This is a genomic window from Chitinimonas arctica (assembly GCF_007431345.1).
Lineage (GTDB): Bacteria > Pseudomonadota > Gammaproteobacteria > Burkholderiales > Chitinimonadaceae > Chitinimonas > Chitinimonas arctica.
Window position 1 is genome coordinate 500,768 of sequence record NZ_CP041730.1, and the last position, 14,679, is coordinate 515,446.

The window sequence follows — 14,679 nt, forward strand, 5'->3', positions numbered from 1 at the left end:
GTGTAGAATATATTCTATGGAGCACTGAGCTTCCGCGGGGGAAACAAGGAGGCACCATGGCTGGCAAGCATCGTATCTATCAAACCAAGGACAATATTCGAGAAAAAGCAGACGCCTTTTTTGCTTACGGTATCGCCGCTCTCGCGGGGGAAGCCCGATCTGCGGCCCAGCACACTGACTGGCTGTTCCGATGCATCAGCGCATACGAGCATGTCGCACCCGTAAAGTGTGCCGCCTGCGAAATGGACAGCGAGGCCCTTTACTTCGTCTTCGATTCGAATCGGCACGATCCGCAAAGCGAAAACTTCCAGCGCTTGATGGAGGATTTGGCGACGCAATGGCTCGCATCGCGTGAGGGAGCGAATACGGCTTAGCTTATCCATGCGCATAGCGGGTCGCGGCGGACAGCGCCTGGCGGGCTAACGCCGGAACACGCTGACCGCCACTCCCGCAAAGCGCATCTGTGCGGCTTCCGGCAAGCCAGCATTGATTACCGCTTCATCGACGTCCAGGCACCATCGTCCCCGGGCACGGTAAACGGCGCGGACACTGTGACGATGCCCTCGACCATGGTCGCAGCAGCAAGCCTTCCCGCCCACCCTGCTGGTTTCTGCGAACCATTACTACCAAAATGGCTCAATGGGGTGAAGGAAACACCAGTAATGAGGCCAGCAGAAATTCCATCCGTCGAAAATAAAAATACTTTATTTCGCCACATTTCCTTCACATGAAGGATGCGCCATCCCAAAAGAAGGGATAGCATCAAACACAGCGAAGATTATTTTCGCCAGGAACAAAGGCTATAGCATGAGTACTGCGAATAAGATATTCAGCACTAAAGACAGTATTCATGAGGTGGTAAATGCATTTATGGAACATGGCATTGTGGCGATAATGGGATCGGATTCGGCTGTCCAGCTATACTCAAATTGGCTGATGAACTCCGTTACCCCCTATCCGCATTTAGCACCAAAAAAAGGCAGCGCCAGCATCGTCGAAAATGCCGACCTTCATTATATTTTTGATTTGAATCGACACGACCCTTCCAGCATTAAATTTCAGGACTTGCTACAGGAGATTGCTGTTTATCGGCTTGGCCTCTACGGAATGCAGCTGAAAGTATTTGATCAATTGGACAACGTCAACGAGGCGGCTGAGACCCTGATTCGAGACGGGATCGTCGCGATAGCAGCGCCTCGATCCACTGCCGTGCCTTATCTTGAACGCGTTCAAGCCTGCATAGCGCCTTACGTAAACGTCAAAGCGATTCTGGGTTTTCAGCCCGTACCGAGCCACGGCTATTTGTATTACCTTCGCGACGCAAATCGCTACGCACTAGAGGATGAACGACTGGCACAGCGGCTGTTGGATCTCGATGCGCAGGACCGCCGTTATTGCGGATACACCCAAGCTCACTAAGCCCGGAAGACACTGACCGTCATCCCCGCAAAGCGCATCTGCGCGGCTTCCGGCAGTCCAGCATTAATGGCTGCTTCATCGACCAGCCAAGTGCCATCATCGCCGGGTACCGTAAATGGCGCGGACACGGTGACGATGCCCTCGACCAGGGTCGCCAGCAGCAAGCCATCGCGACCACCCTGCTGGCGGATGGGCAACCGAAAGCTGTCGCTCAGCGGCAGCACTGCGCTGTCCTCGCCGCGCAGCTCGGCGGTAAAGCTCAGCGTTGCGCCCTGGGGGCAGATCACCTCATGGCGATCCATGGCAACCGTGGTTTGAGTGGATCGGTCGCTGGTGACCTGGGTAATGACCAACAAGGGGCGGACGGATGGTTTGGATGGGCCGTAGAGGGGCAGATCGAGGCTGCCGCTGTACTCGGCAATGATATGTCCCGGCATGGCGGCCAGATCGGCATTGCTGAAGAAGCGAATCTGGTCCGGATATGTAATTAATCCGGATGAGTCGTCGGTTCGTATAGGGAAATGCACACGTTTCATCATGGTTTTAGATCCCCGCCAAAGTGGCGACTTGGTTCAACCACGAATCGAGTGCCAGCCGCGTGTACACCCCGCCCGTCAATCGCCGACCACCCGCTGGATGAAACACGGTGTACTTGCCGCCCCCAATGTGGCGAAGCAAGGATGTCGCGCCATTGCTCGCCATGCTGACGGGGAAGCCGATCTGGTTCGCCATGACGGCGGCTTGCCGACCGTTCCTCGCCAGCGGTAACACGATGGGATCGGTGTTGGTGGACCCCGACTGCACGCTCGCGCTGGCCAACACCACGATGGATTCGTCGGCACTGACATAGGCAAATCCGTTACCCGTGTTGTTCAAAGGCACGCCATTCGCCGAGGTCACCACGGTCGGGCCGGTCACGATGGCACCCGTGATGGGATGAATGGTCGTGCGGTATACATTGCCGTTGACGGCGGAAACGCTATAGAGCGACAGATTGCCGGCGCCCTCGACGGGCCGGGTCAACAGGTGGTTGTTATGGGCAAAGGCATTGTTGGTCTGCGCCGAAAAACTACCGACCACGGTCAAAGCACCACTCGCCAGCACAATCTTGTTGAGGTACATCGTGGCCGGCGTGGTACCGGTGAAGTAGGACAAACACCAGATTGCCTGATCGACAGCGTCAAAATAGATCGATTCGCGCACCAGGGCCGTGATGGTCGGAAAATCCGTCAGCGTTTTAGTCCAGATCGGCATGCCCGCAGGATTAAGCAAGGCAAACCCCGGCAACGAGAAAACCTGTAGCGCGCTGCCATCTGTCAGCCAGGACACCGGCAGGTAGCCGGCCGAGGCACCAGTATTGTCGCCCTGGGCGGCGGGGCGCGGAATCGCGGCAGGCCAGGGAAAGACCGAGCGGGCCGCGACATTGCCCGAGGTCGAAGAAAGGATACGGCGGCCCATCAGTTAGAGAACCCATAAGCACGCACATCAACCACACCCACGGCGCTGGCCCGCACAAAGATGGTCTCACCCGCCGAGGGCGTAAAGCCGCTACGTTCCAGCACATTACTGATCGTGCCTTCGGGCTCCAGCGGGGTTTTCCATTCCATTCGGTCGCCATTGACCACGCCGCCAACACCAATGGCGATGCCGACATTCACCGTACTGGTACTGCAATTGACCATATTGATATTAATCGTCGGCTCGCCGGCGGGGATGGTGTAGAGCGGCTCCCAGGTGTCGGCGCGGGGAATACACATTTTGCCAAATGTCGGCATTAAGTCTCCATAGGGGAAGTAAATCGAGAGAACGGGAGAAAGAAACGGGTAGTGCGGCGCCGACTAAATCTGGCCGTGGAAAAACCGTTCCGCCCGGCTGAACAAGCTGCGCACATCGCGCCATTCGGCATCGCCAGCGGCGGCGGTTTTCTTGACGAGGATCTGATTGGGCAGGCCGCCCAGCGGCAATTGGGTCTGCTGGCCCATGACTTGCAGCACCCATTGGCGCGAAGCCAAGGTCTTGCTGGGGTCGATACTGAGATTGACCGCGCTGGCATTGCCCAGGGCGACCACCATCTCCATCACCGTGTCCACGCCCATGCCTTGGCTCAGCACGGGTTTGTAGCGGTCGGCGCAGTTGGCGACGGCGATCAGCGTGCCGGTCGAATCGAACAGGCCGATCTCTCGGATGGTGAAACCGCCCACATCGATGGGAATCACGATATTGGCGGTGATCCAGCCGGCGTTTTGCGCATCGATAGCAACCAGGCTGATGGGACCGCGCCAGGTTTCACGCACGAGGCGGGTCTGCTTCGCCTCGGGCACCACCGGCACTCCGCCGCCATCACCCACCGCCATCTGGGTCAATTCAATCGTCTGTTGCTTCGCCAGGGCTTGGGCGATCCGGGCTAAACCGGCCTCGGTGGGCAGGGTGAACCAGTTTTGTACATCGGCCATAGGGCTCCTATCGGGATAAAGGGGCGCCGCGCGGCCGGATGTGCAGCACCTCCACGAGCGTGGTGGTGGCAGCCAGGTAGAGCGGCAGAGGTGGAGCGGGTAGCCGGCGGAGTTGGTAAGGCATGACGCGGGACGTCTCGCCCAGGCAGGTAGCGGCGGCGACCTTCATGGTGCCGGGCACCTGTTGGATGGCAGCCAGACGGCGCAGGTGCGAACGCTGGGGCTTCCACAGGTCAATTACGCTGAGGGCGTTGCCCACGGCGGTCTGATCTTCGGCACTGCGCAGCATCAATTGCACATCGAACTCGGCCCAATGCGCACCGGGCGGATGCTCGATCAGGCGGGCCTCAGCGAAACCCAGAATCCCCAGCGCCCGCTGGATGGCCCAGGGCGTGCCCTTCTTCCTATGCAAGGCAAGCGACTCACGGATCAATTGCCGCCGTTGCGCATCAGTCAAGGCATAGGCCCAGCCATCGACCGACATCGCCCAGGCCAGGTAAGGCAAGAGCGGCGCCGGGCAATGGTCGGCCGACCACAGCGCGCGCAGCACGGCCGGATCGAGCGGCGAGGCGGTGCTGTCGGCGACGGCCCGCTCCAGGGTAGTGGCGTTGCTAGGGAGTAACTTAGCGCTCATCGCTATTCACCACCTGTATCGCCAGCTCGGTGCAGAGCGCCACCTCGTTGCCGGCCATCACCAGATCGAGGGCAGGCTCCGACAGATCCACTCGCACGATGCCAGGTACATGCAGCGCTGCGTACAGACCTGAGCGCGGGACATCGCGGCCGATCCTGCGGCAGTCGGCCAGGTAGGTCGCCAAGGCAGCACGGGCAGCCGCTTCCGCCGGGTCGCCGTCGGGACCAGGGCGGCGGTACAGCGTGGCGCGAACGGCAAAGGGACGCAGCGAGGCGGCCCGCACCTGCACGGTATCGCTCAGTGGCCGGCGCTCCTCGGCGGACAGATAGGCCGCCACCGTACTGAGCAAGCCCGCACTGGGCGAGCCATCACCGTCCACCGACAGTACCGTCACCCGCACCGTGCCCGGTACCGGGCTATCCACCGCCACATCGGCCACGTGGGCATCGGCGCTGAGGGCGTGGAAGACATAGCTATCACGCGAGCCCGCTACCGTCTCGCCTTCCAGGGCCATCTGGGCACGCAGCCGTAATCGTTCGTCGTCCTCGTAGGTGGCCGGTACCGGCGACTGCGCGGCGGGGTTGCCGGCATCAAGCAATAGCCGCGACACCCCGAGCAAGGCGGCCAGCTGCTCCAGATCACTGCCTCTCGCAAAGGGCAGTAATACCGCCTGGACGGCATCATTGATCCGCGCCCGAAGCGTCAGCTCGTCATAGGTCGCCAGCTCCAGCAGCTTGATTACCGGGTCGGTTTCCAGCACGGCGCTGAACTGCGGATACAGGGTACGGAACCGACCCAACTTGCCCTGGAAGATCGTCTCGAAATCCAGCTCCTCGATCACCGCCGGGGGCGGCAGGCGGGCCAAGTCGATGAGATTGTTCATAGTGCCACCTCGATCAAAGCGGCCTCGCCATCGATTTCGGCATCGATCACGAAGTCGAAGCGGCCCTCGACGATGGACCGCAGGGTCACGCGCTTCACCCGCACCAGCGGCTCGGTCAGCAGTGGGCTCCAGTTATGGGGGGCATTGAGGGCTTCGGCGATCTCCGCCTGCATGGCCGACTTGAGGCCACCGTTGAACGGCAGATCGACCATCTCGGGCAGACGCGAGCCATAGCGCGGCCGCATGCGACGGCTGCCGATGCGGGTGGTGAGAATGTCGTGAATGCCTTGCACGATGGCTTCCCGGCCCGAGATCGGCTGGCCGGTGTCGCGGTGCATGCCGATAAAGGGCTGGGCGACCATCAGGCGGCCACGCTCTCGAAGTCGTCGTGCTGGTCCAGATAGGCGACCAGTTCGGGCACATCGGTAACGATGCGGGACTTTTCGACCATAAAGGCCCGGCCGTCTTCAAGCACCAGGGTGCGGGATTTAAAGGACTTGTCGCGATAGGTACGCGGGGCGACGGGAATCGCATCGCTTGTCAGGGGTTTGGCCATAGGGGCTCCAGAATGCAAAAGCCCCGCTCGAAGGCGGGGCGAAGGGAAGAAGACAGGAGAACAGGTGCAACTCAGTCAGGCAGCGTGAACCAGGGGCGGCCGCTGGAACCATGCCCGCAGGATGCCGCGTGGCCGGCCCGACAGACCGGCTCGCCGTCGAGGGTCAGCCAGGAAGAACCCTGCACCATGCTGGGCGAAGGGCTGTGTGGTGGAAGACCGTGGCCGGCGACAGCATCGCCCAGCAGCACAGCCGGCTGACCGTCCACGCTGAACCAGCTTTGTCCGCCGCCCAGCTGGCTACCACCTGCTGCATCCAGGCCGGCCACGGCAATACCATAGCTCATGCCTGTACCCCCTCGAACTTGGGCGTGCGCAGGGTCACGCCATCGCTACGCAATTCCAGCTCGGTGGCGCCGACCCGCAGCACGATGCGGCCGTTAGGTGGGGCCTCGATCAAATACTGGTGTGCCTGCCAGTCGTATTCGACCTTGGCACCGTCCGGCATCTGCTCGACCGTGGCATGCGGGCGCTGATCGGGTTGGGCATGCTGGTTGGTGTTGAAGCCGGGCAGGATAAAGGCGCCTTCTGGCAGGCCGCTGGGGGACAACATCAGGACTTGCTCGCCCTTGCTGGGCGGTCGCCATTTGCGCACCTGGCCGGCGGCGAATGACGTCCAGGGCAACCAGGCAGACACCCAATCACCAATGCGAACCCTGGCGCGAGCCGGTGGGCTGTGGCGGACTTCCTCGACGGTACCGGCCGCCAGCAGCACCGCCAGGCGGCGGTCGATTTCGTTGATAGCGTAGTTATCGGACATGGTGGCTTTCTCCCCAGTCAGGGGGTGGAGGTTCGCCGGCCGGCCAATAGCGGTCGGCCCGGCCTTCGCCGGTTTCGGGGTAGATGCCGAGTAGCAGGGACAGCCCGGTTTCATCCGGATACGGCCAGGTGGTTTTGCCCAAGTGGATTTCATGGGTCCACTCGACCAGCCAAACCAGATAGCTATCGAGTTCGGGCTTCATGGCGTCTTCGCCGGCTTGCAACAGGGTCGCCAAACCGATGGGCAGGCCCCAGTTCTCGCTTTGAATGGCGACGGCGATGTGGGCGGCCAATTCGCGCACCAGCAGGTAGGCCTGCCGCTGGTTCGGATCGACCACGGCCCGCGCCTGGATATGCACGACCAGGGCGGTTTCGCCGGTGCCAGGATCGGTACCGGCCTCGATCTCCGACAGCTCCAGGAACACCGCCGGTATATCGATGCGGCGGCCGATATCGGGATAGGCTTCCACAGTCTTGGCGGCCGGTCCCAATTTGGTACGCAAGCCGGCCACAATGGCATCGTGCAATTGGCCCAGGTTATCGAGTCCCATGGCTTCCTATCCGGCCAAGGGCCTTCTGCAGTTCATAGTTCACTTCCTGGCGCAGCACGACCAACAAGCGGGCCTCGACCTGGGCGGCGACTTTCTGAAAAGCCGCCTCGCCAGGGTCATCCCATTCAAGCTTGACCTCGACGATGGGATAGCGCGCTTTGCCGGTACGCTGAAACACCGGCCCGGTCGGCGCCCGCTGTGCCATGGTCCAGGCGCCGGCAAAGCGATGCTTGCCGACGGTGATGCCGCGCCGGGTCTGGCGAGGCGTGCCGAGCCGATTGGCTTGCAAGGGATTGAGTCCTAGCCAGACCTTGCCGCTGTCACGCGAGCGCAAGAAAAAGTAGAGACGTTGGCGCAGTACCTTCTGCGGCACCTTGGTGTCTTTGGCAATGAGCTTGGCGACCTGGCTTTTTACCCAGGTCGAAATCTTGCGCAGGGTCCGCCGCCAAGCCGCTTGCATGGCGGAAGGCGGTAGTCCACGCAGCAGTTCGTCTACCTGGCGAGTATCGAGTTCAACCTTCAGCGGCTCGCTCATGCGGCAGGCCGCAGAATGACCGCTGTCCAGCCCGTGCCATCCGGTTCGATGCCGACCACCTCGTAAGCAAGCCCATCGACCACCACGGTGGCGCCTTTGACAATCCCCACCGCGTCGGCATCCCGCACGGACAATTGCGGCTCAACAATGGCAGTCTTCAACCGACCGAACTGCGGTTGCAGCCAGGGTGCGGCGAACATACCCCGCACCGGCCGGCCGTCCACCAGGGCAGCATCGCCCAGGACATCGAGCAATACGCCATCCATAGCGCCACTGAGGGCGCGGAAATCGTCCATCCGCTTACTTCGTCAGCTTGATGACGGCGCGAGGCCGAGTGCAGAGGTGCAGCGGGTTGGATTGCGCCTCCATGGCGATGCCCTTGCCGAAGGGGATGGCTTCCTGCTTGGCGTAGTATGGTAGACCGGTGGTGTTGACCGTCTCCATATAGTCGGCCGGGGCGAAGCGGGTGATAAACAGATCCGTCACCCCTTCCGGAATGGCATAGGCCTCGTCGTCGCCGACAAAACCGATGCCGCCCAGGCGACCGCGATAGCGCTCGAAGGTCACCCCGCCGAATTCGAAACTTTCGCGGGGATCGCCGCGCAGGCTGGCGGCCATCTCGGTCGCCAGGAAGGTCTCGCGGAAGGACTTATGGGAGATGAACGCATTCCAGAAATTCTTGCCGCATTGCACCCGCACGCCACTGAAGGTCAGATTGCCCAGCGTGTCTTCTATCAGATCCTGCAGCAGACCGCATTTGAGGCGCAGATCGGTATCGACTTTGCCCAACTCGAACGGCAGCACTTGCTGCTCGATGCCAAAGCGGTCGTACAGGTCCAGCAATACCGAACTGCCATCGGCATCGAGTACCTGACCCTTGACCGCGCCAATACGGTGAAATTCATGGGTGGCGTCCAGCTGGCGGCGCATCTTCTTCAAGCGCTTTTCGACCACCGCACCAATGGCGGCCAGCTCGGTCATGCTGCCAAAAGCGCGCACGCCCTGGACCTCGTCGGCGGTAATGCTGGCAGTTTGCGGCAGGTGAATGGTGTTGAATGGAATCAGCGTGCGCTTGCTGCCATGCACGACCAGGCCGGGCTGGCCACGTTGGCCGGCGGGGACGAGGGACAGCGTTTCGCCGTCCTTCTCGATCTGCACGGTGGTGGTATTGATGCCTTCCTCGTCGAACAGGCCCATATCGCCCAGCTTGCTGGGGACGGGGACTTGGTCGTTGATGGTGGCGGTCAGGGACGACACCGAGAAGGCGTCGTCTTGGAAAATGGAGAGTTCTGCCATGAGGCTCCAGAAAAAGAAAACCCAGCACGTGACTGGGTCGGTTGTGACGGGATTGCCCTAGATCGGCGGCTTACGTTTGTTAGGAGGGGTAAATTTCTTTCGTCTCACCCTGGCCTTTGCTACTGTCGCATCAGTTAGAGAGACTTCAGATACCGAGATGGCGCACGAAATCCAAACCATGCTGGCTGCTGAGCCGCTAACCGAATCCAGCACACCATCAACGACAATGACTTGGGCCAAGGAGGTGGAGACCGGGGAGGCCCGGTACATTGGTGAAATTGGCAAGGAACGCCGAGGTTACAAATGTGACTGTGTATGCTTTGGTTGCGGGTATCCCCTTTCTGCACGCAAGGCAGGTGCACCGCCGATCCAATGGTCCGGAAATCGACAACAGCGTCCGCATTTTGCTCACCAGCGCGGGGCCATCGTCGCTAATTGCCAAATCATCACTGCCCGGATTGCTGCGCTCAATGTACTTAGGAGCGATGGGATAATTCAACTCCCAGGTCGTGGACGCAGCGGATACTTCGTTGGGCTTAGCGGTACCCGCTATGAAGCATTTGTCGAATCGCCACCTGAAAAGGCGATCATCAATACGGTTGCAATTCACGATACAGATACGGCAATTCTCACACTTGTGGGCGGGCGCCAAATTAAAGTTAAATTGGTATCCAGCATCACTGCAGATAACGAGGTTGCCGACAGTTCAGGATTTCCCACCATCCTACTGCTCACCGACGACCCTGATATTGCTGGCATGTCCCCGACACAGATACGTCAGCGCCTAGCCGTCGGCGTGCATTGGTGTCAATTTGGCGATGATGACCCTTTGCTATTTTCTGCTCAAATGGACGCTCAGGACAAGGCAAAAACCGCTTTGGATTGGTATGATTTTAAACAGCTTGATCCTACTATCCCGGATGAATTGCGCTACGAAACGCTACTGCACCTTAAGGCAAAGGAAATCCTAGGCAGCAGCCCCATACTTAATCTGCCGCCTCCCTCGGCTACCGCTTATGCAACCCTAAGGGATGGCAGCGCACTGACTGAAACTCAGACTTTGCCATCCATGCAGCTATCGATTTTGTCGGCCACGCTGGAAAAGAGAATTGGTCAGCTTCGCCCAGACTTATTGATCACTTTTCCTGTTTCTAAGACTTTCGATACCGGTCAGCTGCTCATCGAAGTAACAGTAAGCAATTCTATCGATCCGGCCAGACGGGAACGAATCGCAGCGCTTGGTCTCCCAGCGCTGGAAATTAATCTAAGTCGGTTTGCCGGCACGCTTACGCTGGAAGCGTTTACCGATTTGCTCATCCATCGACTGGAGACAAAAACGTGGATTTATCACCCACACTTGCAGATGTTGCAGGATCGTGCTCAAGAACAACTTACTAAAAAAGTAGCTGATGCAGAGAAAAGCTCCGTACAGGAAACTGCTCATCAAAAAATCAAACAGTTATCACCTGCTGAACTTTTATCTAAGCTATTGCTAGCGGTAGTAGCCTATGCGGAAGCTGTAGCAAAGACCAGGACTATCTATAACAAAAAGCAGAATAGCGCTGCCATCTGGAAGGAAGAGCACACCAGGGAAGTGTTATATATTTATGTCAATGAATTCAAGTCTCGAGGGTATGCTGAATTTAATGCCTTCTGGGATGCCAGATTTCAAGCCATTCTTAATCGGATACTTTCTCTAAAACTTGACCGAGCGATTGGCTATAATCTTAATTCGGCCTGGCAGGTTATCAACACCATGTTGATGGATCAGGCACAGTCACGATCTTTTCATTCTATCTACTTGCTGGCCATTAGGCTTTACAAGCCTACGGTAAATCATATTCAACAAGAACGTATCACGGCTTGGCGAGACGAAGTCGCCGGAGAAATTAAAAGCCCCGCCTCCAATTACTCACCTGATTGCCGGTACAATTTGTTGATAGCGCGATTATTCCCCGAATTGAAAGATGGTCTGTCGAAGCTATCTAAGATAGAAGCTGAAAATTCAGCCGCCAGACCACATATTGCCCCGCCAGTCAAAGTAAAGAAAGAAGTTATATCCCCAGATGCATACTCGCGAGCATCTGGGAATATCAAGCATTTGATGCCAGTCTTTGAGGAACGGGTACCGAACCTGGGAGGCGTTCATGAAGGTGCCAGGCGGGCCGCCAATAATGGTCAATCGCCGTTAAGCTTTATCTACGAATATGCGCACGAGAAAGGCTTTGAAGAACATGATGTGATGAATGCCTTGAGGGAGTTGGACGTGATGGATTCACCCCAAAGATGGAAGCAAAAGTTATGGCGCTGACTCCCCGATTTGATGTGACTACCACGGCCTTTAACTACTCACCCATCACTTTTCAGCGAACGATGAGCTGACGCGCCTTTAGATCAGCGCGTCCGGCCACATCCAACCCCACTAGCCGTTCTGCCGACACCTCGCATAGCCGGACATGCGCTACGGCGCGACGAGACACCGTCGATTCAGGCAGCGGCGCATACAGAATGCCGACCGCCACCTCGCTGCCATCATTGGCGGCATTGCTATAGGGCACATACTCCCCGCCCACCGTCTTGATCCCCAGCACCTGGCCGGCCGGCAGGAAGGGACCAGTCGCGACCACAATCGCTTCCCTGGAAATCTTCCCTTCGCCCTCCGACAGAAAATACTCACCGGTATGGTTACCTTCGACTTTGATTTTTGCCATTACTTGCTTCCTTGGTTGGTTGCCTTGGGCTTGCCCTTGCGGGCCGCGTAGATTTCGGTGGAATTGGGCGAACGGGCCAGCGTCTGGGTCGCGTCCGGTACCGGCTCACAGTTGTCGATCTCTCCCACATCGGCGGCGATCAGCTTGTCGAACAACCGCGCACGCACGGCATCGGCACCCAGCCCCACAGCCAAGTAGTCGCCTGCCAGTTCCGGCAACTTGGCAGTCTGGCACAGGACCGATACGGCTTCGATACGGCTGACTTCAGCGGCCACGGTGGCCTCGTCCTTGAGGGCAGTAGACACAATCAGTTTCTCGGCAAGTTGGGGGTGCCCAGCCTGGATACAGGCTTGGGTGAGGCGGGCCGCCAGGGCGGCGACGTTGTGGGCGGGTTCCTGTGGGGGCTGGGGCGCTGGATCAGCTTTTGTCTCGGCTGGTTTGTCTTTCTCCACCAGCGCTTGCGGCAATTTCCGATACTTGGCCAGGATGGGCGACAACGCCCGCGCCTTGGCTTGCACCGTCCCGCTGATTTCATCGGCCAGGCCCAGGGCCACCGCCTCGTAGGGAGACAACCAGGTTTCCGCATCTAGCATGGTTTTCAGGGTGGCCGCGTCCATCTTGGGCGCCTTGGCCCGATAGGTTGCCAGCAGTCCGCCGGTCACCTTGTCGAGGACGTCAGCGGTTTTGCGCAGCTCTTCGGCATCGCCCGATGCCCAGGTCCAAGGGTTGTGGATCATCATCATGGTGTTTTCGGCCATCACAACGCGATGGGCACCACAGGCAATCACGCTGGCAGCACTGGCGGCCAAGCCATCGATCCGCACGGTACAGCGGTCACCCAGGCGAGCAAGGGCATTGGAAATGGCGAAGCCGTCGAACACATCTCCGCCATCGCTATCGATAGCGACAGTAATCGCCGACTTGCCGTCATCCAGGGCCTTCAGCTCACGGATGAAATCGGCAGCTCTTAGACCCCAGCCGCCGATATCGTCGTAAATCATGACTTCGATGGCCTGGCCGGCTGTTTCAGGCTTAGCCATGTTGTACCAGGGCCGGCCGCTTTCATCGGTGCCAGCCTTGGCGTAAATGCGCGGCACGTTGGCACGCAGGTTTAGACTCATGCAACTTCTTTCGTTGTCTTGGTTTGGATGATGGGGTCGGTGCTGTAGACCAGGCCCAAGCCTTGCGCCCGCTGGAGCGAGGCGGCGTTCTCGGCATCGATCGTTTCGGTGTCGTAGCCCAGACTCATGGCGACTTCGTCGCGCGACTTGAAGCCGGCCTTCACCTCCTCTTGGCGGGTCTGGACGTCCTGCAGCGGGTGCAGGTACTTCCAGGCCTGCGGCACCCAGCGGGTACGCAGGTAGGCACGCCGTTGCGCGGGGTAGTTGGGTAAGGCAATCGCGCCTGCCAACACGGCGGCATCCAGCCAGGCGGCCCGCACCGGGCGGCACAGCTGGTGGACGTAAAGACTGGTCTGGATCTGTTCGATGCGGCGCTGAAATTCGTTCAGCACAACCCGAATGACGCGGTCGCTGACTCCGCGCAGGTCGCCGGTCAGCAATTCATACGGGATGCCACGCGCCGCCGCGACGGCTTGCAACTGCTGGCGGATGTAGTCGCCATAGTTGTTGCCGGCGTCGGGCGGGGTGCTGAATTCCACTTCCTCACCCGGCAGCAGCTCCTGCATGGTGCCGGGCTCCAGCCCGACCATCGGCGCGATGTCGTCATGCTGCTCCAGCGGCAGGCCATCGGGGCCGACCGGCACGTCATCCGGCGCCGGTTTGCGGATAAAGCCGGCAAACAGGTTGGCGACTTCTTGCCGGAATAGCACGGCGTCTTGGAATTCGTTCAGGTGCTTCAGCTGCACCAGAATGGCGGTCAAGCCCGGCACGCCGCGTAACTGCCCAGCCCGCTGTACTTCGCGGATGTGCAGTACCTGATCGGCAGGGACGCGAACCAGGTCGTTGTAGGTGCTGGTCGGTACAGAACCTTCGCCAGGGTGGCTGCGGTACATCCAGTACGCCGCCCTGCGGCCAATGCTGTCGAACTCGATGCCGGCGCGGATCACATTGCCGTTCGCCGTCATCTCGTGCTTGGTGTGTGGCACGAACTCGGGTTCCAGCACTTGCAGCTGAAGCGGGACCGCCAGCCCATCGCTGAGCTTGCGCACCCGTAGGCGTACAAAGCACTCGCCGGCCAGCTCGACCGTGCGGCAGACCAGCACCTGCTGGCCGTAGAAATCCGTGGCGTCATCGGCGTCGGATTCTTCCACCCAGTCGTCCCACAGTTCCTGCAGCAGCGCCCGAATGAAAGGATCGGCATGCTTGGGCTTCGGTGCGATGCCGGTCCCGATCATATTGCTGACGATCCGATCCACGCTGGCGATAGCATAGGGATCGTTGCGGTAGGCGGCCCGCGAGCGGCTGCGCAGGCTGGCGAGATTGCCCAGCACCGAACTGGTCGGACCAGCATCCGACGACTGCCAGTTGCGTGCGCGCCGTCCTTCGCCGCCGGCTTCGTAGGGGCTCGCCAGTGCTTTAAGGCGATCAGGCTTCAGCATGCCCTGAGCGCCTTGTCGGGAACGCTTCATTCGATGCCCTTCCCAGCGTGATAGAACAGTACCCGCCTGGCACGACCGGGATGGGCCTGCTTAGCCAGCTCGGACCGGATGGCATCGCGGGCGGCACGCAGCTCGGCGAAGCTGCCGTACTCGATTTTGCGGTCGGCGAACTGGACCACCCGCACGCCCTTGGCAATGGCCCTATCCAGGGTGTCGATATCGGCTTGGGTAAAGGCCATGGGTTCCTTTCTTTTAAGTCGGTCGG

The 14,679-nt window shown here is 59.6% G+C and carries 22 protein-coding genes; 3 read left to right on the forward strand and 19 right to left on the reverse strand.

All coding sequences use genetic code 11. The features are described 5' to 3' along the window. Nucleotides 1-56 precede the first annotated feature (56 nt). The gene (locus FNU76_RS02305; RefSeq protein WP_143856201.1) at nt 57-374 is read left to right on the forward strand and encodes a hypothetical protein; all 318 of its coding nucleotides are present in this window, start codon (nt 57-59) and stop codon (nt 372-374) included. Between the two features lie 116 nt (nt 375-490). On the opposite strand, the gene FNU76_RS02310 is transcribed toward FNU76_RS02305, so the two are convergent. Next, a complete protein-coding gene (locus FNU76_RS02310) occupies nt 491-763 on the reverse strand; it encodes a hypothetical protein (protein WP_143856202.1) in 273 nt (90 codons plus the stop codon). Nucleotides 764-807: 44 nt separating this feature from the next. Between FNU76_RS02310 and FNU76_RS02315 the strand changes: the two genes are divergently transcribed. Then, the gene (locus FNU76_RS02315) at nt 808-1,419 is read left to right on the forward strand and encodes a hypothetical protein (RefSeq protein WP_143856203.1); all 612 of its coding nucleotides are present in this window, start codon (nt 808-810) and stop codon (nt 1,417-1,419) included. On the opposite strand, the gene FNU76_RS02320 is transcribed toward FNU76_RS02315, so the two are convergent. The 14 genes from FNU76_RS02320 to FNU76_RS02385 form a co-directional block, all read right to left on the reverse strand. Further along, nucleotides 1,416-1,958 (reverse strand): hypothetical protein, encoded by a 543-nt coding sequence (locus tag FNU76_RS02320; RefSeq protein ID WP_143856204.1) that lies wholly within the window; start codon nt 1,956-1,958, stop codon nt 1,416-1,418. The genes FNU76_RS02315 and FNU76_RS02320 overlap by 4 nt on opposite strands. A 4-nt stretch (nt 1,959-1,962) precedes the next feature. Continuing rightward, complete coding sequence (locus tag FNU76_RS02325; RefSeq protein WP_143856205.1) at nt 1,963-2,877, reverse strand: hypothetical protein; 915 nt, start codon at nt 2,875-2,877, stop codon at nt 1,963-1,965. After that, nucleotides 2,877-3,194 carry a hypothetical protein gene (locus tag FNU76_RS02330; protein WP_143856206.1) on the reverse strand — a complete coding sequence of 106 codons (318 nt, stop codon included), beginning with the start codon at nt 3,192-3,194 and terminating at the stop codon, nt 2,877-2,879. Before FNU76_RS02330 ends, FNU76_RS02325 begins: the two co-directional genes overlap by 1 nt. A 63-nt stretch (nt 3,195-3,257) precedes the next feature. Further along, the gene (locus tag FNU76_RS02335; protein ID WP_143856207.1) at nt 3,258-3,872 is read right to left on the reverse strand and encodes a phage tail protein; all 615 of its coding nucleotides are present in this window, start codon (nt 3,870-3,872) and stop codon (nt 3,258-3,260) included. 7 nt (nt 3,873-3,879) lie between these two features. Then, nucleotides 3,880-4,506 (reverse strand): phage tail protein I, encoded by a 627-nt coding sequence (locus FNU76_RS02340; RefSeq protein ID WP_143856208.1) that lies wholly within the window; start codon nt 4,504-4,506, stop codon nt 3,880-3,882. After that, entirely contained in the window at nt 4,496-5,389 is an 894-nt protein-coding gene (locus FNU76_RS02345; RefSeq protein WP_143856209.1) for a baseplate assembly protein, read from the reverse strand. The genes FNU76_RS02340 and FNU76_RS02345 overlap by 11 nt, the downstream gene beginning before the upstream one ends. Then, entirely contained in the window at nt 5,386-5,751 is a 366-nt protein-coding gene (locus FNU76_RS02350; RefSeq protein WP_143856210.1) for a GPW/gp25 family protein, read from the reverse strand. The genes FNU76_RS02345 and FNU76_RS02350 overlap by 4 nt, the downstream gene beginning before the upstream one ends. Next, nucleotides 5,751-5,945 (reverse strand): hypothetical protein, encoded by a 195-nt coding sequence (locus tag FNU76_RS02355; protein ID WP_143856211.1) that lies wholly within the window; start codon nt 5,943-5,945, stop codon nt 5,751-5,753. Before FNU76_RS02355 ends, FNU76_RS02350 begins: the two co-directional genes overlap by 1 nt. 71 nt (nt 5,946-6,016) lie before the next feature. Next, nucleotides 6,017-6,289 carry a PAAR domain-containing protein gene (locus FNU76_RS02360; protein WP_143856212.1) on the reverse strand — a complete coding sequence of 91 codons (273 nt, stop codon included), beginning with the start codon at nt 6,287-6,289 and terminating at the stop codon, nt 6,017-6,019. Beyond that, nucleotides 6,286-6,762, reverse strand: a complete 477-nt coding sequence (locus FNU76_RS02365) for a phage baseplate assembly protein V (protein WP_179958317.1) — start codon at nt 6,760-6,762, stop codon at nt 6,286-6,288. The genes FNU76_RS02360 and FNU76_RS02365 overlap by 4 nt, the downstream gene beginning before the upstream one ends. Further along, a complete protein-coding gene (locus FNU76_RS02370; protein ID WP_143856214.1) occupies nt 6,752-7,312 on the reverse strand; it encodes a hypothetical protein in 561 nt (186 codons plus the stop codon). Before FNU76_RS02370 ends, FNU76_RS02365 begins: the two co-directional genes overlap by 11 nt. Then, entirely contained in the window at nt 7,299-7,847 is a 549-nt protein-coding gene (locus FNU76_RS02375; protein WP_143856215.1) for a phage tail protein, read from the reverse strand. The genes FNU76_RS02370 and FNU76_RS02375 overlap by 14 nt, the downstream gene beginning before the upstream one ends. Next, a complete protein-coding gene (locus tag FNU76_RS02380; RefSeq protein WP_143856216.1) occupies nt 7,844-8,143 on the reverse strand; it encodes a head-tail joining protein in 300 nt (99 codons plus the stop codon). Before FNU76_RS02380 ends, FNU76_RS02375 begins: the two co-directional genes overlap by 4 nt. 4 nt (nt 8,144-8,147) lie before the next feature. Then, the gene (locus FNU76_RS02385; RefSeq protein WP_143856217.1) at nt 8,148-9,143 is read right to left on the reverse strand and encodes a major capsid protein; all 996 of its coding nucleotides are present in this window, start codon (nt 9,141-9,143) and stop codon (nt 8,148-8,150) included. A 157-nt stretch (nt 9,144-9,300) separates the two neighbouring features. Between FNU76_RS02385 and FNU76_RS02390 the strand changes: the two genes are divergently transcribed. Continuing rightward, nucleotides 9,301-11,454: a hypothetical protein gene (locus FNU76_RS02390; protein WP_143856218.1), complete on the forward strand. Its 2,154-nt coding sequence runs from the start codon at nt 9,301-9,303 to the stop codon at nt 11,452-11,454. A gap of 52 nt (nt 11,455-11,506) precedes the next feature. Here the strand turns inward: FNU76_RS02390 and FNU76_RS02395 are convergent, their stop codons facing one another. Genes FNU76_RS02395 through FNU76_RS02410 form a run of 4 tightly spaced genes read right to left on the reverse strand, consistent with a single transcriptional unit; the run spans nt 11,507 to nt 14,653 of the window. Next, nucleotides 11,507-11,854: a head decoration protein gene (locus FNU76_RS02395; RefSeq protein WP_143856219.1), complete on the reverse strand. Its 348-nt coding sequence runs from the start codon at nt 11,852-11,854 to the stop codon at nt 11,507-11,509. Continuing rightward, entirely contained in the window at nt 11,854-12,975 is a 1,122-nt protein-coding gene (locus FNU76_RS02400; protein WP_223879198.1) for a head maturation protease, ClpP-related, read from the reverse strand. The genes FNU76_RS02395 and FNU76_RS02400 overlap by 1 nt, the downstream gene beginning before the upstream one ends. Next, the gene (locus FNU76_RS02405) at nt 12,972-14,444 is read right to left on the reverse strand and encodes a phage portal protein (protein WP_143856220.1); all 1,473 of its coding nucleotides are present in this window, start codon (nt 14,442-14,444) and stop codon (nt 12,972-12,974) included. Before FNU76_RS02405 ends, FNU76_RS02400 begins: the two co-directional genes overlap by 4 nt. Next, entirely contained in the window at nt 14,441-14,653 is a 213-nt protein-coding gene (locus FNU76_RS02410; protein WP_143856221.1) for a phage head-tail joining protein, read from the reverse strand. Before FNU76_RS02410 ends, FNU76_RS02405 begins: the two co-directional genes overlap by 4 nt. Nucleotides 14,654-14,679: the final 26 nt, after the last annotated feature.

What these genes read in the sequence shown, in the direction of transcription:
- FNU76_RS02305 (WP_143856201.1), top strand. Translation starts at nt 57, where the DNA reads ATGGCTGGCAAGCATCGTATCTATCAAACCAAGGACAATATTCGAGAA.
- FNU76_RS02310 (WP_143856202.1), bottom strand. Translation starts at nt 763, where the DNA reads ATGCTATCCCTTCTTTTGGGATGGCGCATCCTTCATGTGAAGGAAATG.
- FNU76_RS02315 (WP_143856203.1), top strand. Translation starts at nt 808, where the DNA reads ATGAGTACTGCGAATAAGATATTCAGCACTAAAGACAGTATTCATGAG.
- FNU76_RS02320 (WP_143856204.1), bottom strand. Translation starts at nt 1,958, where the DNA reads ATGATGAAACGTGTGCATTTCCCTATACGAACCGACGACTCATCCGGA.
- FNU76_RS02325 (WP_143856205.1), bottom strand. Translation starts at nt 2,877, where the DNA reads ATGGGCCGCCGTATCCTTTCTTCGACCTCGGGCAATGTCGCGGCCCGC.
- FNU76_RS02330 (WP_143856206.1), bottom strand. Translation starts at nt 3,194, where the DNA reads ATGCCGACATTTGGCAAAATGTGTATTCCCCGCGCCGACACCTGGGAG.
- FNU76_RS02335 (WP_143856207.1), bottom strand. Translation starts at nt 3,872, where the DNA reads ATGGCCGATGTACAAAACTGGTTCACCCTGCCCACCGAGGCCGGTTTA.
- FNU76_RS02340 (WP_143856208.1), bottom strand. Translation starts at nt 4,506, where the DNA reads ATGAGCGCTAAGTTACTCCCTAGCAACGCCACTACCCTGGAGCGGGCC.
- FNU76_RS02345 (WP_143856209.1), bottom strand. Translation starts at nt 5,389, where the DNA reads ATGAACAATCTCATCGACTTGGCCCGCCTGCCGCCCCCGGCGGTGATC.
- FNU76_RS02350 (WP_143856210.1), bottom strand. Translation starts at nt 5,751, where the DNA reads ATGGTCGCCCAGCCCTTTATCGGCATGCACCGCGACACCGGCCAGCCG.
- FNU76_RS02355 (WP_143856211.1), bottom strand. Translation starts at nt 5,945, where the DNA reads ATGGCCAAACCCCTGACAAGCGATGCGATTCCCGTCGCCCCGCGTACC.
- FNU76_RS02360 (WP_143856212.1), bottom strand. Translation starts at nt 6,289, where the DNA reads ATGAGCTATGGTATTGCCGTGGCCGGCCTGGATGCAGCAGGTGGTAGC.
- FNU76_RS02365 (WP_179958317.1), bottom strand. Translation starts at nt 6,762, where the DNA reads ATGTCCGATAACTACGCTATCAACGAAATCGACCGCCGCCTGGCGGTG.
- FNU76_RS02370 (WP_143856214.1), bottom strand. Translation starts at nt 7,312, where the DNA reads ATGGGACTCGATAACCTGGGCCAATTGCACGATGCCATTGTGGCCGGC.
- FNU76_RS02375 (WP_143856215.1), bottom strand. Translation starts at nt 7,847, where the DNA reads ATGAGCGAGCCGCTGAAGGTTGAACTCGATACTCGCCAGGTAGACGAA.
- FNU76_RS02380 (WP_143856216.1), bottom strand. Translation starts at nt 8,143, where the DNA reads ATGGACGATTTCCGCGCCCTCAGTGGCGCTATGGATGGCGTATTGCTC.
- FNU76_RS02385 (WP_143856217.1), bottom strand. Translation starts at nt 9,143, where the DNA reads ATGGCAGAACTCTCCATTTTCCAAGACGACGCCTTCTCGGTGTCGTCC.
- FNU76_RS02390 (WP_143856218.1), top strand. Translation starts at nt 9,301, where the DNA reads ATGGCGCACGAAATCCAAACCATGCTGGCTGCTGAGCCGCTAACCGAA.
- FNU76_RS02395 (WP_143856219.1), bottom strand. Translation starts at nt 11,854, where the DNA reads ATGGCAAAAATCAAAGTCGAAGGTAACCATACCGGTGAGTATTTTCTG.
- FNU76_RS02400 (WP_223879198.1), bottom strand. Translation starts at nt 12,975, where the DNA reads ATGAGTCTAAACCTGCGTGCCAACGTGCCGCGCATTTACGCCAAGGCT.
- FNU76_RS02405 (WP_143856220.1), bottom strand. Translation starts at nt 14,444, where the DNA reads ATGAAGCGTTCCCGACAAGGCGCTCAGGGCATGCTGAAGCCTGATCGC.
- FNU76_RS02410 (WP_143856221.1), bottom strand. Translation starts at nt 14,653, where the DNA reads ATGGCCTTTACCCAAGCCGATATCGACACCCTGGATAGGGCCATTGCC.